This is a genomic window from Dyadobacter sp. CY345, from assembly GCF_021502725.1.
In the GTDB taxonomy this organism is placed as follows: Bacteria; Bacteroidota; Bacteroidia; order Cytophagales; family Spirosomataceae; genus Dyadobacter.
The window spans coordinates 17,662-40,797 of record NZ_JAKFFS010000003.1; the positions used below are offsets into that span (position 1 = coordinate 17,662).

The following is a 23,136-nucleotide window of genomic DNA, read 5'->3' on the forward strand; positions in this document are numbered from 1 at the left end:
GGTATAGTAGAAACTTCTAATGAGTTTTTCGTATTCTTTCTCCATACTTTTCCTTCAGAATATTTGGCAAAAAAATGGAATATTAAGCTTCCATATTATTTTTCAATGTAAGATATAAAGGCAAAGTTGGTTCTGGTGAAATTAGAGAATTTAGAGGAGATTTGTGCCTATTTAAACTGCCTGTGGCAGAATACGATGAATTCCCTGGACACGGCCGCTGCTTTTAACTTTCCAGATATCAAAGTTTTTCTGCATGTCAAGCCAAAATTCTGCGTTGATTCCAAATCCACTTTCAAGCCGTACCGCCATTTCAGCAGATATAGAAGATGTTTCATTAACAATTTCTGATAACTGTTTCCTGCTAACGTTTAATTCCCGGGCTGCTTTTGTGATCGATATTTTCATTTCTTTTAAAACATCTTCCCGCAGAATGGCACCAGGGTGTACCGGTTTCATTTCACTTACCATTATTGTATATTTTAGTGATAATCAATATAGTTGATATCAAATACATTCTGTTCTTCGAAGCGGAATACAATCCGATAATGGCCTGTAACCCAAATTCCCCAGTATCCTTTCAAATCACCGCTTAATTGATGTAACCGATAACCTGGAATTGCTTTGATCGGATCGAGTGTTTTTGCGGCGTTTAAAACCGACAAAATGCGACTGATTTTTTCTATTTGTTCCGCAGGTAGTTTGGAAGGATTATTCTTTTCCCAAAGTAACCTAAGCCCCTTATGCGCAATGGTTTCAATCATTTTTACAAATATACAGTGAAACCCCAGAGGTTACAATTTTTACAAATATTTTAATTTAGAAGTTAATCAATTGAAAAGTAAAGTGTCTGTAAATTGTATCGAAGGAGTCTACCTTTTCCGGCCAAACAACCCTCCAATCCTCCGAAACATCCTCTTTTCAAATTCCCAGAAAAAAGTAAATTTTCCCCAAACCCAGCCCCAGGCTAATAAGACAACCTGATAGAGTGGAAGGATAATAATGATATTTACAGCCCAAAGCATCCAGGAAGGCGTTGATTCTTTCGAGAGCCCAACCAGATCAAAAAGCGCGCGTTTGATATACAGAATAGAAAATCCTGTGCAGGCAAAAACCAACAAAATGATTAGTACATCCCATCCATTTTTAACATTCCAGCGCTGCTTTAACTTTTCAATCATAAAGGTTATTCGTATAAAAATCCTAAATGTTCCGCTTTGATCGGCTCAGTATCCAATGGCAGGAATTCTTCCCAGAAAGGATCATTCGGCACACCGGCTTTGCAAATAATAGGTTCTTTTTTTACAGGATGTTCAAAGAAAAGACGACGTGCATGCAAATTAATACTTGCATCCGGATTTGCTTTTGGGTAGCCATATTTCAAATCGCCGCGGATCGGGCAGCCCATGGAAGCCAGTTGCACACGAATCTGATGAGGACGACCGGTAACGGGCGTTATTTCAAGCAAATTAAATTTATTAACATCTCCCAGGAGCCGGTAACTAAGCTCGGCACGCTGCGAACCAGGTACCTCGTAGTCATAAGCCGTTGTCACATTTCTCTGCTCATCTTTGATAAGCCAATGCACGAGTTTGCCTTTCTTTTCCGGCGGACGGTTTTTAACAACAGCCCAGTATGTTTTCTGAACATCGCGCTTACGGAAAATTTCATTCATCCTTTCAAGCGCTTTTGATGTTTTTGCAAAAACAACCAAACCGCTAACGGGACGATCCAAACGGTGGACAGTACCCAGAAAAACAGCACCGGGTTTGTTGTATTCTTCCTTGATATATTCTTTCAGCATGTCAAGCAAAGGCTTGTCACGCGTGGAATCTCCCTGCACAAGTATGCCTGGCTCTTTGTTGACAATCAGCAGATGATTGTCTTCGTATATAATTTGAAATGGACGCTTCGCCATAATATTCAGTGTTAATTTTTCCCTTTAAAAAATCAGGAAAAGAGGTGATCAATAAGATTCTTTCTCGTTAGGGAAAGATTTGCCTTTAACGTCTTTAATATAATTGGTGATTGCCTCGTTCATTATGTCATTCAAATTGGCATACTGACGAAGAAAACGTGGTTTAAAACCTTTGTTGATTCCTAACACGTCATGCAGAACGAGTATCTGTCCGTCCGCATGTGGACCGGCTCCGATGCCGACTGTTGGAATGGCTATGCTTTCCGAAACCTGTTTGGTAAGGGCCGACGGGATTTTTTCCAAGACAACAGAAAAACAGCCTATTTCATCCAGCATTTTAGCATCTTCCAAAAGTTTTTTTGCTTCAACTTCTTCTTTGGCACGGACGGTATAAGTACCAAATTTATAAATGGATTGCGGCGTAAGTCCCAGGTGGCCCATAACCGGCACACCAGCACTCAAAATCCGCATCACAGATTCTTTAATTTCTAATCCGCCTTCCAGCTTCACCGCATGTGCGCCAGACTCTTTCATAATGCGAATGGCAGAACGAAGTGCCTCGCCAGAGTTTCCCTGATAGGAACCAAAAGGAAGATCAACGACAACCAATGCACGTTTCACAGCCCGGACGACCGATGAGGCATGATAAATCATCTGATCGATCGTAATGGGCAAAGTAGTTTCATGGCCAGCCATCACATTGGACGCGGAATCTCCAACCAGAATTAGTTCAACGCCGGCAGCATCGACGATACCGGCCATTGAATAATCATAAGCGGTTAGACAGGAAATTTTTTCGCCCCGCGTCTTCATTTCCTGAATGATGTGGGTCGTAACTCTTTTTATATCAGAACTATGTATAGACATTTTTTTTAATGATTAATGGTTAAGGGTTAATTGTTAATGGTAGATAGTTAGACATTAACAATTTACCATTAACAATTAACCATTAAAAATTACCTTCTGATCAGCCAGCTTTCCGGATTCAGGCGTGATGTACTTTTCCATATCTGGAATTGAAGTTCCGAAGTGCCGTCGCTGTCAGTCGCTACGCGGCCTATTGTCTCCCGGGCTTTTATTTTTTGCCCCGCCGATACCGTGACACCAGACATTTTCGCGTATACCGTCATATAATTCCCGTGTTGAATCGCGACAACATTACCCATTCCCGGCATTTGTGTTACGTCTAAAACAACACCATCATACACCGAGCGTACAATTTCTCCTGCATTTGTTTGAATATCAACGCCGAGATTATCAACCATTACACCTTTTAAAACAGCATGTGGACGTTGTCCGAAATGCCCGGAGATAAATCCTCTGGTTGGCCATGACAAACGTGATTGGGAAGCTGCAAACGAGGATGCAAGTGTAACTTCTTCATCACTCATACCACTTGATGATATGGCAGGTTCTTCTTTTGGCTCTTCTTCAACAACTTTTGCCTCACCTTTTTTCTCTCTTTCAGCATTTTCGCGGGCTATGCGCTCGCGTTCTGCTTTTCTTCTGGCTTCTCTGGCAGCACGTTCCTCCCTTTCCCTTCTCTCCCGCTCTTTCTTTTCACGCTCGGCAATCCTACGGATATTTGCTTCTAATAAATTAGTTGCTTTTCTGTTTTCGGCTAACTGATTCCGTAATTCAACTTCTTTCTGAGATAATTCCTGAACAACCTGATCCTGTTTGGTTTTTAAACCTTCCAGTTTTGTATTTTCAGAAACCTGCGTCGTCAGTACAGTTTGTTGCTGTTGCTTTTTAGAAGTAATACGCCGCCGCTCTGCAAGTAGTTCATTTTCAAGTACTTCCATTTGTTTTACCTGTCCCTGACGCGCATCCGTATATTGCTTCAAATATTTATATCGAAGTACGAATTGATTAAATGTTCCGGCTGAAAATAAAAAGATCAACTGGTTCATATAAACGTTCCGCTTGGAGGCTTCGTAGATCATGTCGCCATATTCTGCCTTTAATTTGCCAAGATCGTTCGCCAGAATCTGTTGCTTTTTTTCAAGCGTTTTAAGTTCACCATCCAGCAATTTTAAGTCGTCAGACAATAGGTCTATCTTTTTCTTAAGCGTGTTAATTTGCTGACTAAGTGCGCGCAGCTGACCTAAGTTTACTTTTTTCTGGGAAGATGTCTGTTTCAGAATTCCCTGAATTTCATTCATCTTGCTCTGGTTTTCACTTTTTTCCCGTTCCAGTTGCTCACGGGTTTTCTGCGCAAATACGCTAAGTGACGTACAACACAGAAGAGTCAGTACCAGAAATATTCGTCGATAATACGGTTTGTGAAAGGGCATATTAATTTTTCTTGCTGCCAAAATACCTTAAAGGTCAGGCAAAGTTAAGCAGACTTCACGTTTTTGCGCCTATAAATGAGTGGACAATCTGTTATTTACCTTTTCTGGCATAACTTGAAGGTATGCTAAATGGGAATCCGGGACTTTGGGATACCAATTCCACTTTGCTGTGTTTGATACGCATGGTGGTCTGATAGAACTGGTTATCCTTTTTGGATTGCACGTCCAGATTGATAAGGCTGCTGAATGGGAACAACATACTGTTCACTTCCTTAAAATCCTCATAATCCAGTGTAATCGTGTTATTTGTAGGCATTTCGACAGCCTTCAAACGTTCAAGTTTTTGATTTTTTTCACCAATATAATTGTCAACGACAATTTTTCCACTGTTTTGACGAAGTGTAAAAAATTCGTTTTCCTTATAAAACTTGGCGTCAGAAGTTTGCTGAATAGGCAAATTTCCGATAATGATTGACTGCAACAATTTGAAATTGAGTTCAAAATTATATTGCTTACTCAGCTGTTCGTAGGTAATGACAAAGTACTCCTTATGGAATTTATCAAGAAAAACGATAGAATCCGGCGTGATCAATCCGCGTCCTACTTCAAAACCCACGCCTGTTACTGAAAGCCAAATCAGACTGTCTTTTTTGATACGAATATTTACGTTCGTATTTTCAAAATCCTGTGTGCTGCTGCGAAGTGAAAATTTAGATTTGGCAACAAGGTAATCAAACGCAATTTCCTGCACTTTTACCGGAACTGCTTCTCTGTTCTCTGCTACTGAATCGGTTTTAGAAGAATCAATGGATACAAAACCAGAATCTAAACTAGGCTTGGTTGTGCCTTTTGAAAGATGTTTTTTGTGGCATGAAGTTAACCAAATACACCCGATGGCCAGAAACCATACCGTAATCTTATTGCTCATGTAATGTTCCGGTTGCTATTTTTTTGTCAAGAAGTTCTGTTGTCTCACCCATTTTTTTCGCCTTTTTCCACTGTAAAACCGCATTCTCGCGCTCTCCCAGCTTAAACAGCACATCCCCATAATGTTCAACAATCGTGCCACTGACATTGGTAGAATCGCGCATCGCTTTTTCAAGAGACTCCTTGGCTTTTTTGTAATCTTTTCTGATATAAAGTACCCAGGCGTGTGTGTCCAGATACGTCGGGTTATTCTGATGCTGCTGTACCAACCGCTCCGACATCTTCAAAGCAAGGTCGAGTTTTTCTTTACGCAGCGAAAGAAAATAACTGTAATTATTAAGGACGTGGTCGTTATCAGGATTCTCCATCAACGCAAGATCGTAGGCCGCGTCGGATTTGGCATTCTCTCCCAAACCGTTGTAAGCATCTCCAAGCTGTGCATGGATGTATGGAAGCATGTCTTTCTCAGTAAGCAATTTCAAACTTTCTTCAAATGAAGAAATGGCTTTTTTATAATCCTTCTTCATCAGATGCGCCGTTCCGTTTGAATACCAGAGTAATCCCTGATTAGGAAATATTTCCAGAGCTTTTTCTGAGTGAACCAGTAAACTGTCAACCTGATTTAATTCTCCATCCAGCTGGATTATAGCGCCCCAAACCTTATAGTCAGATCCGTCGATCGTGGTAGATTTTACATACCTGTCACGTGCTTCGGCTTTTTTACCGTTGCGCATTAACAAATCTCCATAAATGACATTAGTTCTGGCATCGTTCGGATGCGTATCCACAAGTTGTTTCGCAAGAGCCAAAGCTTCCCCCGATTCCTGATCCGTTTTCAGCATCGTTAGATATCCGGAAAGTACTCGAATTTTTGGCTCGGCATCCAGATTCGGATTAGCAAAAACAAGCTTTAATTCCTGGTTACATTTTTCAATATCACCATTTCTGCGATAAATATCAGCCAGCAGCACATGCGCCTGTGCCTCGTCAGGATTAATTTTTAAAGCCTCCTCCAAAGGAGCGACGGCGTCTGAAATTTTGTCATTTGCGATAAGCATTTCCGCAAGTTCAATCCTGTAACTTACTTCACTTGGCTCGTTTGCAATGAGTTTGTTTGCCTCTGCCAGCGCTTTGTCGAGCTTATTTTGTCTTAAATAAAGCTGTTCCTTCTGGTGGGTTATTTCTTCTGTAATACCTATGGATTTTTCAAGTCCGTCATACGTCTGGATCGCCTTGTCAAACTGTTCATTAAAAACATAAATAGCAGCCAGTTCAATCCCATATTGAATATTTTCAGGACTTTGCGTTACAAGCGATTCATAAATTATTGCGGCTTCAGCGTATTTTTTCTTTTTGGCATAAAGTTCTGCCAGCTGCTGCGCATAAAAGAGATTTGTTTTATCAAGATCATAGGCTTTTTTCGATGGAATCAGCGCGTCGTCCTGGCGATCCAGTTTCAATAAAGCGGTCGCAACCAAATAATATCCGGCAGGGTCCTGAGGACTTTTTTGAGTGATTTGTTCAAATATGGGAAGTGCCCGTGCCGGTTGATCCGTCATCATGTATTTCATTCCATCGGATGTAAGCGTCTCTTCTTCGAGACGAAATCCGATAGGCGCGGTTTTTTCCTTCTCACGGGTTTTTGGCTTACGTTGCGCATCTGCCGGCGTGATTTCGGAAGCCACCAATAGGCCTGCCAATAAGCATATTTTGAAAAATTCTGTCCTCATATCTTATCTTGTTGCCAATCAGAAATCGAGACAGATCGGCCATTTCAATATAAATAGCAAAGGTATCACTTTTTTTGGGGATGGGCAGATCAAATTCCGACCTGCCTTTGATTACTAACGCATTTTATAGAGTAATCTTATAACCGGGTTAGTTATCGTACCGAATATACTGTTTCCGCCGAACCAGGAACTCCCCAAGTGGTTAGGGCTTCAACGCGAATATTGACATTTGTACTCGCGTCGGTATTGAAATAGCTGAATTTTACTTTTCCATCTTTGCCCGTTCGGAGCATAGGAGCCCAATGAATTGTTGTCCGGTAATCCGGTCTGGCATCCTCAGGCCGTTTAAGGTCGTAACGCGGTTCGTAAAACTTTTTAGGCGTATCGAATCCTGCAATTTTTGCTACGGTAACACCAAGCGTAACATCCTTCGAATAATCGTAATTTGAATTCCCTCTTTTTGTCAAAATAGAGATCACGCCTCCTCCTCCCCGACTTCCATAAATAGCAGCAGACGCCCCTTTCAAAACATCAATCGATTCAACGTCAAAAACAGACAGAGAAGTGATTAATTCTTTGTCAACAGGCATTCCATCCAACAAAAAAGTGGGCTCATTTCTACCTCCGCGAATGGATACTCTTGCATTGGGGCCCGAGCCCATCACTGAAACCCCCGCCACTCTGCCTTGTAACATATCCAAAACCGTATTCGCACCGCCGGTCATTTGTGGCGTGACTTTGATAGAAGCATCGGCACGGCTGTATAATTTTCTTGAATCACGTTCTTCTGCTCTTTTTCCTCTGATCGTTACTTCTCTCAGCAGTTTTTCCCTGCTTGCCCTGATTTTTCTTTCTATTTCCAAATATTCTTCTGCCCGTTTTAAATATTCCGACATTCTCACCGCGTCTACGGTTATTGGGTAAAATGGAATTTTCAAAACAGTAAACTTTGGTGGATCGAACGGCGCTAAAATGATATTCAGACCAGCACTGTTTTTTGTATTCATTCCTTGCAGGCGAACGTTCAACGAATCATCAAAAATCAGGTTATCAAGCGAAAAACGGCCGGACTCCCCTGTTTCTGTGGTCAGAAAAGTATTGATACTATCATTCGTTAGAAAGACAGATAATATCACTTTTTCGGCTAATTTTTTATTTCCCTTTTTAACTTCACCCTGAACTGAAAATCCCTGCTCAACAAATCTGGTAGGTGCACTATGATTTTCCTGTAAAACATCGGCCCAGTCGAAACGTCGCCAGCCCTGTGTCATCATTAATATATCCAGCTTTATTTTACGATCCGTTTTTGTTGTGTCAAAATAATATGCGGGTTGTTCAATATGGCCTTTTAGATCTGATGACAACAGCAGGTAAGAAATAATGTTCTGGTCGTAAGGCTGTTGCGCGATCTGGCCGCCGTCGGTAACTGCAACGGAAAGTATGGTTTCAACTGGCTTGCCTGCCGTATCGGTAGCCATAATTTCAATCTCCGTTTTTTCTCGCGGATTATAAGAATCCTGATTTTTGTTGATCTTCAAGTGAAGTCTTTCACCATGATCTACAAAAATAAGACGTTCGCTGACGGGTTTGTTCTGGCTGTCAAAAAGAGTAAGCTGGGTGATGCCATCCGGTAAACTAGATGTTGGAATATTAATCTGTAATCCTTTTTTTGATACTTTTCCCTTGGCTGCAAAGGCTACCAAACCACGGGTATGCGCAACGATATTAACATCTTTTTCTACATTGTCGGGAAAATTGGCATATACCAGGATGCGCATTTTATCGGTGGTTGTCAGGTTATTTACCATCATCGTAAAACCCTCTGGCTTAACTACCGGAAATACAAAACGTTGGTAAGGACCTGATTTTTTTCGTAAATATGCAGTATATATTTGGCCGGCTACCGGTTGCAGAGGAAATCTACCCATTCCTAAATGTTCACTTTTAAGCGCCACAATGGTGTCATTTTTCTGATCCAAGACAAAGCCAGTGACATCTGCTCCCAGCCCTGATTCATCAATAGCCTTAAATCCAACCCGCGTACTCAAGCCGGTAACTAACTGTCCTCCTTCGGGGAAAAACTGCACATCAAGAGCCGACGTTGAAGTCTCCGGATTGTTTGTTTCATTGTTAAAAACATATACATCCTTATGGAAGAAATAGTCTTCGGGAAAGTTTCGCATCCAGTTGGTATAAGCGCGAATGGTATACGCTCCGACCGGCAGTGCGTCATCCAGTTTGATTTCGCCACTTCCATAACCTCCATCTAGTTTTACCCGCTTCAGCGAAATATTTTTTCCGGTTCTTTTCTCAATCAGATCAACATATAAAACACGGCTTGCACTGTCCGCAAAATGGACCGAGCCTTCCGCCAGGTAGGCACCAAACCAAAGTGTATCTCCTGCAACATAGTATGGTTTATCAATATGTAGGAATGCTTTTTCCTGAGGAAATATCTTGCGGTACTCCTGTAGCCTGCTAACGATCAGTTTTGAAAAATCGTCTTCTGCCCATTTATATGAAACCAGCGCGAGCGCTAGTGTGAAAAGGCAAATTTTAAAGAGTGTTGTTTTTAAGGGCATGGCTGTTGATTAATCGATTTGTTACTCAAAGGCTACAATTTAGATTTTATCATGGGTAATTTATCAATAATTATTGAAGGTTGGTTAATAGTTCTTCTGTCACCCATTCTGGGTTGGGGATTGTTGGTGTCAGAATTTTCTACAATACTATCATCCCTTCGGGATTTTCGGCAATCGCGGAATCAAGACTCTTAGGAAGTTGTATATGGTGACTCTTCTGTCATCGTTTCAGGGTTGGGGATAGTTGGTGTCAGAATTTTCTACAATACTATCATCCCTTTGGGGATTTTCGGAAATCGTAATGCTTGTCCCATCCGTCAATTCCGTAGGATAATGGTTTTCTGGAAGTGGTATAATTAAAATTTTGGAAACCTGTATTTGATGACTCTTCTGTCACCCTTTCAGGGTTTTAGGATATGACCTGATGCCATTTTCTACAATACTTTCATCCCTTCGGGATTATAAAAATTTTGTCTATATCCGTTCATAATAATCCCGAAGGGATGATAGTTTTATAGAAATAGCAGGAATCGGATTACGACGGAAACCCGGAACGGGTGACAGAATAAACGGATTGTTACCAAAAAATTTTCCTGTAAACTTGAAAAATGTGTTTCAAACTGGTCTAATGTTATGCCATTCCGAAATCCCGAAGGGATTAAAGTTTTATAGAAATAGCAGGAATCGGATTACGACGGAAACCCGGAACGGGTGACAGAATAAACGGATTGTTACCAAAAAATTTTCCTGTAAACTTGAAAAATGTGTTTCAAACTGGTCTAATGTTATGCCATTCCGAAATCCCGAAGGGATTAAAGTTTTATAGAAATAGCAGGAATCGGATTACGACGGAAACCCGGAACGGGTGACAGAATAAACGGATTGTTACCAAAAAATTTTCCTGTAAACTTGAAAAATGTTCAATTTCTAAACGGTCTTATAGGATACTCTTCAAAATCCCGAAGGGATGAAAGTATTATAGAGATAGCAGGATTCTAATGCGGGTGAAAACCCGGAACGGGTGATATAACAAATCGATTATTTCCGAAAAATTTTCCAGTAAACTTGAAAAATGTTCAATTTCAAAACAGTCTTATATTATACCCTTCCAAAATCCCGAAGGGATGACATTATTATAAAAACAGCAGGAGTCGGCCTACGGCAAAACCCGGCACGGGTGGAATAATTAAATCAACCAAATATCATCAAATCAGAAATATTTTTAAAAATAGAAAATCACCAGTTACTCAATCCAATCAAACAAATACTTATCATCATATTGAACCTGAAATTTCACTAGCATATCAAGATATTCCTCTCGAAATGTTTGTTTTTGATGATGACTTTCTTGATTTTTGATATAATTAAAAACCGACTCAATTTGCGATTGACCATACGAAAAAGCACCATATCCTTCTTGCCAGGAAAACTTTCCTTTCACAAATTTTTTGGAATTTATGAAATTGGAGGAATTGTTTTTGATATCTCTTACCAAATCAGATACAGACATCGATGGTCGGATCCCAACGAAGACATGTATGTGATCACCAACGCCATTAACAATAATTGGTTTTTGATTTTTTCCTTTAATAATTCCTGCGATGTACTCAAAAATCTCAGTTCGAAATTCCTTTCTGATTAAATTTTCTCTGTCCTGCACGGCAAAAACGACCTGAACATACAATTGTGAAAAAGTGCCAGCCATGGTAATATTAAGTTAGCGTGTGTTAAAATAGTTGAAATTTAATCCTTCCGGTTCAACCGTTGAACTGCCAGAAAAATAGGATAACTTAATACCAGAAATAAAATTGAATACTTACTGCTTGAAATATCCTGCACGACAGCCGAAACTAAAAATGCTAATGAAATAATTAACATCAGAATTGGCAAAACCGGATAGGCAGGTACTTTCCATGGACGCGCCAAGAGCGGTTCTTTTTTTCGTAACATAAGTAAGGAAGCGAATCCGGAGGCATATCCTAAAACAAAAAAGAAAGTTGCGATATCGGAAAGTTTTTCGCAGGCTTCTTTGCCTACAAGGATCAGAACAATAGCAACCGCGGCCGTTATTGGCATGGCAAGGGCTGGTGTTCCACCTTTGTTTACGTAAGTTGCAGCATTAATAAACAATCCATCCCGGCTCATGGAATACAAAACTCTGGGGTTGAATAACATTTGCGCATTCACAATCCCAAGAATGGAAACCATCAAAAATATCGTAACAATTTTAGCAGATCCTTCCCCAAATATCAGTTTGATCGCATCGGCAGCAGCCAGTTTCGAATTAGCCAGTTCATTCATGGGCAAAATATAAAGTATCGCCAGATTGCAGAGCAGGTAAATAATAATAATCAACAAAACACCGCCAATCATTGATTTGGGCAGGTTTTTTGTTGGATTTTCATCTTCTTCTGTGAAATAAGCTGCTGTGTGCCAGCCATCATAAGTATAAAAAATTGCCTGAAGAGAAAATATGACCGGACCGATAAAACTTCCCGTTTGAATAATTTTACTTGTCGTTAAAGTGGCATCAGCAGAGGAAATCTCATTTCCATAAATGTAACAAACTGCTACAAAAGTGAATAGTCCAACGGCTTTAAGAAAACTCATCACATTTTGAAAGGTACTTGCCAGGGCCAGTCCAATCCAATGTATACCTGTCAGGATCAACAATATGGATGCTGCAACATAAGGTTCATAACCCAGAAGTGATGGAATCAAAAGTGCGAGATATTCGCTCATGGTATATACTCCGAAACCCAATGCAGCGCAGGTCCCCATCCAGCTGTTAATTCCAACAACAAATCCGGCATAATCGCCAAATGCGCGGCGTGCATAAACGTACCAGGCGCCTGCTTTCGGGACGGAGGTTCCCAATTCAATGGTGCATAACGTTCCCAGAAAAGCATATAAACTTACTGCAATCCAAACGCCCATGATGAGCCATGGTTCTCCAAGTTGGGCGGCAATGGGGCCTGGTTTTCGAAGAATTCCCGTTCCAATAGTGCCTCCGATTGTTACGGCAATACCAAAGCCAACACCGAGTATTTTCAGTAATTCTTTTTTGGGAGAAGGTTGTGTCATAGGAGTGATTAGGAAAAGTACTTTTCCGAAAATAGTTAAACTTTCGAGAAAGTTAAGAAAGGTCACTCCTATTTGTTCTGGATGAGTAATTCAAACGGGTATAAAAAAACAGGGTACACGCTGAAAGCGTGCACCCTGTTCAAATTTTTATTATGTTTTACCCTACAAAACCGCCTCAGCCAAAACCAAAACTTTATTGTTCAGTACCTCAACCACACCACCATCGATGGTGTAAGTTGTTTTGGCGCCGCTGATATCTACAACTACGTCTCCACGTTTAAGTGAGCTTACAAGAGGGGCGTGGTTGTTCAATACCTGAAACTGTCCGTCGGTACCAGGTAATGTTACAGCATTTGCCTCACCGGCAAACACTTTTTTATCTGGGGTAATGATATCTAAATGCATATTTAATTGGCTTTTGGCTGTTAGCAATCAGCTGTTAGTTTTGATATGAATATCTCACTATCAAGCTGTTAATCAATCATGTGATTATCTGTTAGCAGCTTCTGCCATCATTTTTTCACCTTTGATCTGAGCATCTTCGATAGTACCAACAAGGTTGAAAGCCATTTCAGGCAGGTGGTCATATGCACCGTCCATAATCTGGTTGAAACCTTTGATAGTATCGTTGATATCTACCAATACGCCTTTCAAACCTGTAAATTGCTCAGCCACAAAGAAAGGTTGTGACAAGAAACGCTCTACACGACGAGCACGTGATACAACAAGTTTATCATCATCAGATAATTCTTCCATACCCAAAATCGCGATGATATCTTGCAATTCTTTATAATGCTGCAAAATATTTTTAACGCGTTGCGCACAGTCGTAATGTGCGTCACCCAATGTCTCAGCATTCAAGATACGTGAAACTGAATCTAGTGGATCCACAGCAGGATAGATACCTTTTTCTGCAACTTTACGAGAAAGTGTAGTCGTTGCATCCAAGTGGTTAAATGTCGTTGCCGGTGCCGGATCCGTCAAGTCATCCGCAGGTACGTAAACCGCCTGTACAGATGTAATAGATCCGCGTTTTGTTGAAGTAATACGTTCCTGCATCGCACCCATCTCTGTTGCAAGTGTAGGCTGGTAACCTACCGCAGATGGCATACGACCCAAAAGAGCCGATACTTCAGAACCCGCTTGTGTAAAACGGAAGATATTGTCAATAAAGAAAAGAATATCACGTCCTTGTCCTTCACCATCTCCATCACGGAAATACTCAGCAACCGTCAGACCTGAAAGGGCCACACGCGCACGAGCTCCAGGAGGTTCGTTCATTTGACCGAAAACGAAAGTTGCCTGTGAATCTTTCAAAGTGTTGTAATCAACTTTGGAAATATCCCATCCACCTTCTTCCATGCTGTGTTTGAATTCGTCACCGTATTTAATGATACCTGCCTCGATCATCTCGCGCATTAAATCATTTCCTTCACGAGTACGTTCTCCAACACCTGCAAATACGGAAAGACCCGCGTGTGCTTTTGCAATGTTATTGATCAATTCCTGAATCAATACAGTTTTACCAACACCAGCACCACCGAACAAACCGATTTTACCACCCTTAACATAAGGAGCAAGTAAGTCGATCACTTTGATACCTGTGAAAAGTACCTCAGTTGATGTTGCCAGATCTTCAAATTTTGGAGCTGAACGGTGAATAGATACACCATTTACAGAAGAATCAACTGGTGTAAGGCCGTCGATAGCTTCTCCGATTACGTTGAACAAACGCCCTTTGATCGCTTCGCCGGTTGGCATTCTGATCGGGGTGCCCAGAGGTTTCACCGCCATTCCGCGCTGCATACCTTCTGTACTGTCCATCGCAATTGTACGAACTCTGTCTTCGCCTAAATGTTGTTGACACTCAAGGATTACTCTTTGACCGTTTGATTTGATGACCTCTAATGCATCAAGAATAGCCGGGATGCGTTCGCTGTCTTCAAATGATACGTCTACAACGGGGCCAATTACCTGCGTAATTTTTCCTATGTTTGTCGCGTTTGCCATTATAAGAATTTTAGTATAGTCTATGAGAGGTTATTTCGAACCGCAAAAGTAGGAGATAATTTGGTCAGTACCAATAGTGTCCCACGCGATTTATTGGATATTTTTTAGAAAATCATCCAAAATATGCGAAAAGTGTATAGAAATTATCAGAATTGATGCAAAATTCAATTTGGAAAGGAACTTTTTCTTTCTTGTTCAGACAAATATTTTTAAAGTTTAAGTTATATTTTGATTATGTCACGCACAAATCGATACTAAATATGGATGCTAGACTTTTGAACCGTGTCACATTCAACCCGAGCCAATGCGGTGGTAAACCGTGAATTTGAAATATGCGTCTACGAGTTGCGGACGATTTAAATTTATTGGCAAATGGTATAAAAGCTTAATCAGTTTATTCTCATATTCAAACCCATCAGGCAACTGATTAAATAGAAATGACCAGGCGTTGATGTAGTTTTAACCCATTATATCAAAATAGCATACACCGACGTTGGTAATCTTTCCATATCGGGTTAAAAAATATTTATGAAAGAACTTTTTTTTTGGAAAGTATGGTCTTCGTCAGAACGCAAAATCACGATAACCGCTCTTATCGTCGTTTCGCTTGCCTTGCTTTTTTTTATTGTTAAAAGTATAAATCCTCTCGCCAATGTGATCCGCTGGGACGTGCTCAGCGAATTGTCTGAAATTTCAACCGTTGTTGATATTTTAAAGTTTGATCAGTGGCAGTATGGAGTATCCACGCCTTCAAGCCTTGTGACGGAACAATTCGTCGCATCGACAATGGAAACCGATTTCCTGACCGTCAGGATGTTTTGGGGATTTATCATTGTTGGACTTTCTTTTATTCTGGCTTCACTGACCACAATGCCGCGATTCTGGTATCTGACCGGAATGGTGGTTTTTATCCTGTTACTTGCTTCTGCAAGACTGGAGACGCTGGGTCTTTTTGGAGAAGGAAACAAGGCGCTTTTCATTATCACAATAACACTTTACACCGGGCTAAGTTATTACTTCCATGCGTTTCGGCCTGATATCGGCATCGGAAACAGGATACTGGGAATATCAGCGGTTTCTATATTTCTTTTTGGATTAGTTGCATTTCTTTCGCCTGTCGCCGTTCCTGCGCTCACAGCCGCAGCCTATTCTTTGCCGGTCTGGCTGCTTATTTCTATTGCATTTTTATTAATATCCGCCACTGAAATCGTGGCTGCTCTGGTTTGGCTAAGTACCAGCGGACAAAATAAAAACGGCAAATCCGGATTGACTAATTTTTTGGTAATCAGTATTTTATATTTATTATCACTTGTTCTTTTATACTTAAAAAATACAAGACAAATTGACTGGGATCTCACGTTTCTAAGCCCGGTTTATCTGGCTATTGCTGCGGGGATACTGGGTATTTGGGGATTCAAAAAAAGAGCAGATGCTACAAACGGGTTATTATCTTTTCGGTCAAACGGATTCTGGTTATACATCGGTATGTTCATCGTCACCGCCGCTTTTGCCGCATATGCAAGCGGAACTGCTAATGATCCGCTCATTGAGGTATTAGAAGATGTAGTTGTAAACGGACAGCTCGCTATGAGCCTTGTTTTTTTGTTTTACATTCTTGTCAATTTTTTCACTGTTTTCAAGCAAGGGCTCGCAGTTCACAAAGTCTTATACAAACCGATGCGTTTTGGATTAACGCAAACTCGGCTGTTCGGTTTTGCCGGCGTGATAATCTTATTTTCAGTACAGCGATTGCTTCCTGTTTATCAGGGAATTGCCGGATATTTTAATGGTTTGGGTGATTTATATAGCAACACGCGTGAATATCCGCTGGCTGAGCAATATTATAAAATGGCTTTGCAGCAGGAATTTCAAAACCATAAATCCAATTATGCCCTCGCCTCGCTGGCGCTGAATCAAAGCGACAAGGTTGCTGCAGCCTATTATTTCCGTCAGGCGTTATTAAAAAATCCTTCCCCACAAGCTTATGCCGGTTTGACTGGTGTTTTGATGCAGGAAAGTTTGTTTTTCGATGCTGTTTTTAGTTTACAGGAAGGGCTCCGGACATTTCCCGAAAGCGGAGAATTGCTGAATAATCTGGGTATGCTTTATGCCAAAACCAATGTTGCAGATTCTGCATATTATTATCTTGACAAAGCTGAAAGAACGAGTGAAAAACCGGAAGTTCCAGCGACAAATTTACTGGCAATCTGGGCGAGAAGTACAGATTCCGGTTTGCTCGATTCCCTGGCGAATAACACTAATTCTCAAAAATATCTTTCCTGGCAGGCAAACTGGCTGGCGGTTCAAAATCTTCGTCAGAATTTTTCAAAGCAGGATTTTCAGAATAACGCCATAAAAGAAGATTCGTCTCTGAGCGTTTCCGGGTTGGCATATCTGGTTAATTATGCAAGAAACCAGGCAGCGGAAGATAGTCTTCCGGCTGCTTTTTTACCAAAACTCGCCAACAAAAATCAGTTGCTATCTGAGGATTTGTTACTTGCCTCGTTGTATCCTGAATTTTATAGCGGAAATAAATTGAAAGCCATAGAAGCTCTGTCGGTTTGGGCAGAGCAAGGTGGTGAGCATAATAAATTATACCATAAAATTCTTGGTCACTGGCTTTTGCAGGTTGGGTTGTACGAATTAGCTATCAAACATCTCGGAAATGTAGATGGCATTGAAGGAACATTAGGACAGGCTGTTGGATATGCACTTTCCGGCCAGCAGGCGATCGGAGGATTATTGTTGGAAAGAATGCAGGAAAAAGAACCAAATCCGGCGTTGCAAAAACTTCAGAATTCCTTGATGTCAATCAAGGCACCGAAGTCGAAAGCGGATTCATTGTTTGCAGCAGCACAAAAATCACCATCCGATAAAAATTATATGGCAGCTGTTCATGCCAATCCGTTTGACGCGAGAATAGTATCAGCAGCGGCAAATTATTTCAGACAAAAAAAGCAGATCCCAAGAGCATATCGGATTGTTCTGGATGCATTAAAATATAATGACCGGGCAGCCTCTCTTTGGGAAGAATATACTATTTTAAGTCTTCTGCAAGGATTGACCGGACAAGCAGATGAAGGCGAAGCGCAGGTGAAAGAATTGTCGTCTCCCGCCGATTATCAGGCATTTGTCACGCGCTATCAGCCCATGCGCGCTCTTATCGAAAAACAGCGCTCAGAGTTTCAGTGATTTTTTATTTTAGCATTTGAAATGTGTAAGTAGCCGCCCGAGGTTCTTTATTTATAAGCCGGCTGAAATTTCTCAAAATTCCGAATTAGCTATGACGTTACAGTGGACATCAACAATGATCGGAAAGGAGACACGTATTTTTCGTGGGAAACTGATCGTCGGTCTGTTAAAACGTAACCTTTGGAAAGATGATGCTTATGGCGAACTGGACGGATATATGGTTCGGTTTAAAACCACTGGCTTCTGGAATCGAAAAACCGCGATTCTGGATATTGAAGGAGTAAAGCAACTTGGACATATTGAATACAATTTCTGGAAAACTTCTGCGGTGATTACTTATGAAGACAGATCTTGCAACTGGGCTTTCGACTCGTGGATGAGGAAGAGCTGGAAAATTGTTGGCGGTCAGGATCAGGCGGTTTATTCCAAACCCAGTGTCTGGAAAAACAAAGGCGATATTGAAGTAGACAATATGTCCCCGGTTATGGTTCTCGCCGGGCTTTTTGTTTATGGGTATTTTCAAAAAGCCGCCGCCGCCGCGGTGGCGTCTACATGAAAACTAAACTTTCCTATCAAACCATAATTTCTGTATGAAAATCATTGAAACGACCGATATCTCAAAACGTTATGTGATGGGCAGTGAGGTTATCCAGGCTTTGAAATCAGTAACAATCTCTGTTAGCAAAGGAGAATATGTCGCTTTCATGGGGCCGTCAGGTTCCGGGAAATCAACTTTGATGAATATTATCGGCTGTTTGGATACACCAAGTACAGGAAAATATATTCTGAATAATAAGGACGTAAGTGATATGACGGAAAGCGAACTGGCCGAAATCCGCAACAAGGAAATTGGTTTTGTTTTTCAGACTTTCAACCTTTTACCCAGAATGTCCTCTCTCGATAACGTGGCTCTTCCATTGATCTATGCAGGATTAAACAAAGCCGACCGGACAGAAAAGGCGATGCTTTCTCTGAAAAATGTAGGTTTGGAAAACCGCGCCGGGCATAAGCCGAATGAACTTTCCGGCGGTCAGCGCCAACGTGTTGCCATTGCGAGAGCGCTTGTAAACGACCCTAGTATTTTATTGGCCGATGAGCCAACGGGAAATCTTGATTCCAAGACTTCCTATGAAATTATGGATCTTTTTGACCAGTTATATAGCAAAGGAAATACGATCGTGATGGTTACCCACGAAGAGGATATTGCGCATTATGCACACAGAATTATTCGTCTCCGTGACGGTTTGGTGGAGTCCGATACGATAAATCCAAATCCAACAAAGGTCAGCCAGCTGGTTTGATGCGAATTTTAATGCTAAGTACAAAATAGTTAACTTTGATAAAAAAAGAGATATGCTGTTGTAATGGAATTAGTTATAACCGTTTATCGTTCTTTTCACTCGTCAGAGACTTCACTGATAAGTAAGAACCGGTCCTAAAATGCACAAACCGACTGGAATACAGTACTTAGTTAAATTATGAAAATCAATTTCGCAGACTTAATTTTATTTGAAGACGAGGACTTTCTTCTCGTTAATAAACCGCCACATTTGGCGACGTTGGATGAGCGTACCGCCGACCGTGGCGGTAGTGTTTTACGCCTTGCAAAAGCACATAATCCTGAATTACAAGCAGCGCACCGACTGGATAAGGAAACTTCCGGAGTTCTGGCATTTGCTAAAAATCCCGCAGCTTATCGCCATTTGGCCATGCAGTTTGAGCATAGAGAAGTAACCAAACGTTATCACGCCGTAACCAACGGCATTCACAACCTGGAAGGTATTTCTGTATATCTGCCGATTTTAGCATTGAAAAATGGTACGGCCGTGAAGATTGATCGCGCAGAAGGAAAAGTTGCTGAAACTATATTTAACACTTTAAAAGTATATCGCGGTTACACTTTGGTTGAATGTATCCCGGTCACGGGACGGATGCACCAGATCCGTATCCACCTTTCGTGCCTGAAAGCACCGATTGTTTGCGATCCGCAATATGGCGGCGAGCAAATTTTTCTTTCCAGCCTGAAACGTAAATTTAATCTTAAGAAAGAAACAGAGGAACAGCCACTGATTCAGCGTGTTGCCCTTCATGCGTTTTCACTTTCTTTTGCCTTGATGAATGGCGAACGCGTGAGAATTGAAGCACCATATCCGAAGGATTTTGAAGTGTTGGTGAAGCAGCTGAATAAGTTCGGAGTTTAATTGTTAACATCCAATTGCCCTAATAAACAATCTGTCCATAAGTTACTATCTTTCAATCCTTCTCAATAGTTTATGAAGTTAATTTTATCCTTGACTAAAAGTACACTTACGCTTTTTATTTTTCTGGTTGGCCTAACCAGTATCTGCAATGGACAGACTACTCGCAAACCGGATATCATTATCCTGAAAAACAATTCCAAAATCGAGGTTTCTATCCAGGAGGTTGAGGATAAGGTTATTAAATATAAAAAACTAACAGATCCGGATGGCCCGGTTTTCTCTGTGAATAAGACAGAAATTGCGTCAGTGCTCTACGGAAATGGCGATGTTGCTAGTTTTTCGGAGACTTCAAGTAACGAATTTTTTAAGGAAGAAGGTGGGGCAAAACCAGTAGAACTGAAACCGCAACCACTCCCAGCAAACAAATTTGATGAAACTATTTTTGCGCAAAAAACCAACCAGCTCAGGCAGTCATATCAATATTATAAATCCAGATCGAAGAAAGGATTAGTATCCGGAATTGTCTGGACCGTCCTTGGAACAATTTCTATGGGTGTTGGTACCGCTTTAATAACAAACAGCGGATATAGCTACAACGGTTATGGCAGTTACAATTATAACAATAATGAAGGTACCGGAGCCTTACTTTTAATCGGCGGCCTGATAGGCGGTGCAACTTTCGGAACAATTGGCTTTGTCAAAGCAGGGAGAAACGGATCAAAAGCTACGAGAATCCGCAGAGAGCTATTGAGAAGAGGAGAGCCGATCTCTTTGAAGTTTGGACCGGGTTTTAATCCGGTTACGAATTCAGGATATTTATCACTAAGAATGATGTTTTAATTTAAAAGGCATAAAAAATCGGCTGAGATATCAATCCCAGCCGATTTTTGTTTTATGACTTAAATTTTAAAACTTAAATGAAAGCCCCACTTTCGCAGGAATTACGTTCGTTCCGCCTGAAAACTCTGCAAAAACACCCATTGCCGGTTTAAAATAATATCTCGCACCAGCTTGTACCCCGATAACGATTGAAGTTCCACTATAATACTCGTTACCATCAATACTAAAACCCAATACCGGGCCAGCGTAAAGGTCTAAAGCATCAATTGTAAGAAAATGCTTTCCGTAGTGATAAGATCCTCTTGCAGCAATTGGCACAGATACATAACTACTGTTAGGACTAAAACCATAGCTACCATCATAGAAGTTTATATCCGCCTGACCACCAACACTGATGAACTCGTGTACGCCGACTTCAAAAGAGCCTCCAACAGCAAAACCACCGCCATAGAAACCGTAGCCGCCTCCACCGATTCCAACATTTAATAATTTATCTCCTTTTTGAAATTGCTCCTGCGCAGAAGCAGACTGTGACGAAATTCCGAGAATCGCGATAACGAATAGCGTTGATAGAATGTTTTTCATTTTCATAGACTGATTTAGTAGAAATAATGGCACAAATTAAAGCGTTTAATACATCGCTTCAAAACTTGTGCCATTGATAGTTATTATACGGAAAATCACAATGATCAAAGGGGTCATTGCTGCATTGTGCGGTTTAATACCTAAATATTCTTCTTCAATTTATCATGAAATACCTTACGGAATTTGTCAAGTTTTGGCGCGATCACGAATGCACAATATCCCTGATCAGGATTTTTGGCAAAATAATCCTGATGATAATCTTCGGCAGTATAGAAGGTTTGTTCCTTCGTAATTTCGGTCACAATCGGTTTGGCGTATGCGCCTGATTTGTTCAACTCAGCTTTTGCTTCTTCGGCAAGTTTTTTCTGCTCGTCGTTATGATAAAATATAACGGAACGATACTGCGGGCCAACATCATTTCCCTGACGGTTTAAACTTGTCGGATCATGACCTCTGAAAAATGCTTCGAGTAAAGCCGTGTAAGTGATCTTTTTAGGATCGTAAATCACCTGAATACACTCGGCATGACCGGTAGTCCCTTCACAAACCTCTTTATAACTTGGGTTTTTAACGTGACCTCCTGAATAGCCGGAAACAACGTCTTTTACCCCGTCCAATGTCTCGAACAAAGCCTCGGAACACCAGAAACACCCGGTTCCGAAAGTTGCGACTTGTGTATTTGCAGTATCAATTGGAGTCGATACGGAAGATTCATTACTCATTTTTTTCTTCTGCTTTTTATCAGATTGTGCGCAAGATATGACCACCATACAGCACATCAGAACGAATGTGAAAATCGGGACGATTGGTTTCATCGAAAGTATATAGTTAATTTTAAACTTGTATCAGGTTAACAGTTATTCAAAGCATAAAGTTTGTATTAAAACTTTTTCAGCGAAGAGAGAAAACAAACGCTTTAAACTTGTAACCATTGTAGACGATTTCTACAATTTATGACAATTCATATACGATGCAGGATTCCGAAATGGATCATTACATCGATTTAATATGTTGTCACCAAACAACCGGCTTGTATAATCATCACCCCAGTAAAAATGACCTATTTACATTTTAAAGCACTCCATATAATTTTCGTCGTCAGCTGGTTTGCGGGGCTTTTTTATATGCCAAGATTGCTTGTTTATCATACCGAGGCACAAGGAAAGGCGGATGCCATTAAAGAGGCTTTGAGTGCAGAGTTTCAAAAAATGGAAAAATTGCTTTGGAACGCCATCATGGTTCCGGCCATGTGGCTAACATTAATTACCGGATCGATCATGATCTACATCACACCTGACTGGCTTAGCCAGGGCTGGATGCATATGAAACTGACTTTCGTACTCGGCTTGGTCGGATATCATTTTTTTACAAGGAAGCTAATACTGGAAATAAAAAAAGGACAATTTCGATTTAGCTCTATTCAGCTTCGGCTTTGGAATGAAGTGGCAACCATTTTCCTTTTCTCAATCGTATTTCTAGTAGTACTTAAAAATTCTGTCGACTGGATCTGGGGTGTATTAGGCTTGATCGCCTTTGCAGTTATAATTATGTCGGCTGTGAAAATTGTCAAAAAACTTCGAGAAAGTAAATAATAGTATTTTTCAAACAAGATAAATTATTCCTTGATAATAAGCGTTTTAATAAATATTAAATAAGACGACGTTCTGGTATGGTTCTTTTATTTATATAATTGTTTATTTGTTACATACAAAACTTGACGATCATGACTTACTTAAATAAAACGATATATTTCATAGCCAAAATCTGGTTTGC

Annotated in this window: 21 protein-coding genes; 6 read left to right on the plus strand and 15 right to left on the minus strand. The window is 40.7% G+C overall.

The window, feature by feature from the left end; genetic code table 11:
* Positions 1-171 precede the first annotated feature (171 nt).
* The 13 genes from L0657_RS13900 to atpD all read right to left on the minus strand — a co-directional run bounded on the left by L0657_RS13900 (position 172) and on the right by atpD (position 14,545).
* Entirely contained in the window at positions 172-456 is a 285-nt protein-coding gene (locus tag L0657_RS13900; RefSeq protein WP_235151420.1) for a HigA family addiction module antitoxin, read from the minus strand.
* A gap of 23 nt (positions 457-479) precedes the next feature.
* A complete protein-coding gene (locus tag L0657_RS13905; protein WP_235151421.1) occupies positions 480-761 on the minus strand; it encodes a type II toxin-antitoxin system RelE/ParE family toxin in 282 nt (93 codons plus the stop codon).
* Positions 762-869: 108 nt separating this feature from the next.
* A complete protein-coding gene (locus L0657_RS13910; RefSeq protein WP_235151422.1) occupies positions 870-1,178 on the minus strand; it encodes a DUF6787 family protein in 309 nt (102 codons plus the stop codon).
* 5 nt (positions 1,179-1,183) lie between these two features.
* On the minus strand, positions 1,184-1,915 hold the full coding sequence (locus tag L0657_RS13915; protein WP_235151423.1) for an RluA family pseudouridine synthase: 732 nt from the start codon (positions 1,913-1,915) through the stop codon (positions 1,184-1,186).
* A 48-nt stretch (positions 1,916-1,963) separates the two neighbouring features.
* Complete coding sequence (panB, locus tag L0657_RS13920) at positions 1,964-2,782, minus strand: 3-methyl-2-oxobutanoate hydroxymethyltransferase (RefSeq protein WP_235151424.1); 819 nt, start codon at positions 2,780-2,782, stop codon at positions 1,964-1,966.
* An 89-nt stretch (positions 2,783-2,871) separates the two neighbouring features.
* A complete protein-coding gene (locus tag L0657_RS13925) occupies positions 2,872-4,212 on the minus strand; it encodes a murein hydrolase activator EnvC (RefSeq protein ID WP_235151425.1) in 1,341 nt (446 codons plus the stop codon).
* A gap of 91 nt (positions 4,213-4,303) precedes the next feature.
* Positions 4,304-5,140 carry a DUF4292 domain-containing protein gene (locus tag L0657_RS13930; protein ID WP_235151426.1) on the minus strand — a complete coding sequence of 279 codons (837 nt, stop codon included), beginning with the start codon at positions 5,138-5,140 and terminating at the stop codon, positions 4,304-4,306.
* Positions 5,130-6,869, minus strand: a complete 1,740-nt coding sequence (locus L0657_RS13935) for a tetratricopeptide repeat protein (protein ID WP_235151427.1) — start codon at positions 6,867-6,869, stop codon at positions 5,130-5,132. Before L0657_RS13935 ends, L0657_RS13930 begins: the two co-directional genes overlap by 11 nt.
* A gap of 152 nt (positions 6,870-7,021) precedes the next feature.
* A complete protein-coding gene (locus L0657_RS13940) occupies positions 7,022-9,451 on the minus strand; it encodes a TonB-dependent receptor (RefSeq protein WP_235151428.1) in 2,430 nt (809 codons plus the stop codon).
* Positions 9,452-10,694: 1,243 nt separating this feature from the next.
* Positions 10,695-11,156, minus strand: coding sequence for an IS200/IS605 family transposase (gene tnpA, locus L0657_RS13945; RefSeq protein ID WP_235151429.1), 462 nt, complete (start codon positions 11,154-11,156; stop codon positions 10,695-10,697).
* A 38-nt stretch (positions 11,157-11,194) separates the two neighbouring features.
* On the minus strand, positions 11,195-12,535 hold the full coding sequence (locus tag L0657_RS13950; RefSeq protein WP_235151430.1) for an APC family permease: 1,341 nt from the start codon (positions 12,533-12,535) through the stop codon (positions 11,195-11,197).
* 162 nt (positions 12,536-12,697) lie between these two features.
* Positions 12,698-12,940: an ATP synthase F1 subunit epsilon gene (gene atpC, locus L0657_RS13955; protein ID WP_090340768.1), complete on the minus strand. Its 243-nt coding sequence runs from the start codon at positions 12,938-12,940 to the stop codon at positions 12,698-12,700.
* An 84-nt stretch (positions 12,941-13,024) separates the two neighbouring features.
* Entirely contained in the window at positions 13,025-14,545 is a 1,521-nt protein-coding gene (gene atpD, locus L0657_RS13960; RefSeq protein ID WP_235151431.1) for a F0F1 ATP synthase subunit beta, read from the minus strand.
* Between the two features lie 528 nt (positions 14,546-15,073).
* On the opposite strand from atpD, the gene L0657_RS13965 reads away from it, so the two are divergent.
* The 5 genes from L0657_RS13965 to L0657_RS13985 all read left to right on the plus strand — a co-directional run bounded on the left by L0657_RS13965 (position 15,074) and on the right by L0657_RS13985 (position 20,778).
* Positions 15,074-17,737, plus strand: a complete 2,664-nt coding sequence (locus L0657_RS13965; RefSeq protein ID WP_235151432.1) for a hypothetical protein — start codon at positions 15,074-15,076, stop codon at positions 17,735-17,737.
* A gap of 91 nt (positions 17,738-17,828) precedes the next feature.
* A complete protein-coding gene (locus tag L0657_RS13970; protein ID WP_235151433.1) occupies positions 17,829-18,293 on the plus strand; it encodes a hypothetical protein in 465 nt (154 codons plus the stop codon).
* A gap of 34 nt (positions 18,294-18,327) precedes the next feature.
* Positions 18,328-19,038, plus strand: coding sequence for an ABC transporter ATP-binding protein (locus L0657_RS13975; RefSeq protein WP_235151434.1), 711 nt, complete (start codon positions 18,328-18,330; stop codon positions 19,036-19,038).
* Between the two features lie 177 nt (positions 19,039-19,215).
* Positions 19,216-19,938: an RluA family pseudouridine synthase gene (locus tag L0657_RS13980; RefSeq protein ID WP_235151435.1), complete on the plus strand. Its 723-nt coding sequence runs from the start codon at positions 19,216-19,218 to the stop codon at positions 19,936-19,938.
* A 72-nt stretch (positions 19,939-20,010) separates the two neighbouring features.
* Positions 20,011-20,778: a hypothetical protein gene (locus tag L0657_RS13985; protein WP_235151436.1), complete on the plus strand. Its 768-nt coding sequence runs from the start codon at positions 20,011-20,013 to the stop codon at positions 20,776-20,778.
* A gap of 66 nt (positions 20,779-20,844) precedes the next feature.
* On the opposite strand, the gene L0657_RS13990 is transcribed toward L0657_RS13985, so the two are convergent.
* On the minus strand, positions 20,845-21,363 hold the full coding sequence (locus L0657_RS13990; RefSeq protein WP_235151437.1) for a hypothetical protein: 519 nt from the start codon (positions 21,361-21,363) through the stop codon (positions 20,845-20,847).
* Positions 21,364-21,503: 140 nt separating this feature from the next.
* The gene (gene msrA / locus L0657_RS13995) at positions 21,504-22,178 is read right to left on the minus strand and encodes a peptide-methionine (S)-S-oxide reductase MsrA (RefSeq protein ID WP_409015060.1); all 675 of its coding nucleotides are present in this window, start codon (positions 22,176-22,178) and stop codon (positions 21,504-21,506) included.
* 240 nt (positions 22,179-22,418) lie between these two features.
* Between msrA and L0657_RS14000 the strand changes: the two genes are divergently transcribed.
* Complete coding sequence (locus L0657_RS14000; protein ID WP_235151438.1) at positions 22,419-22,955, plus strand: CopD family protein; 537 nt, start codon at positions 22,419-22,421, stop codon at positions 22,953-22,955.
* Positions 22,956-23,136 lie beyond the last annotated feature (181 nt).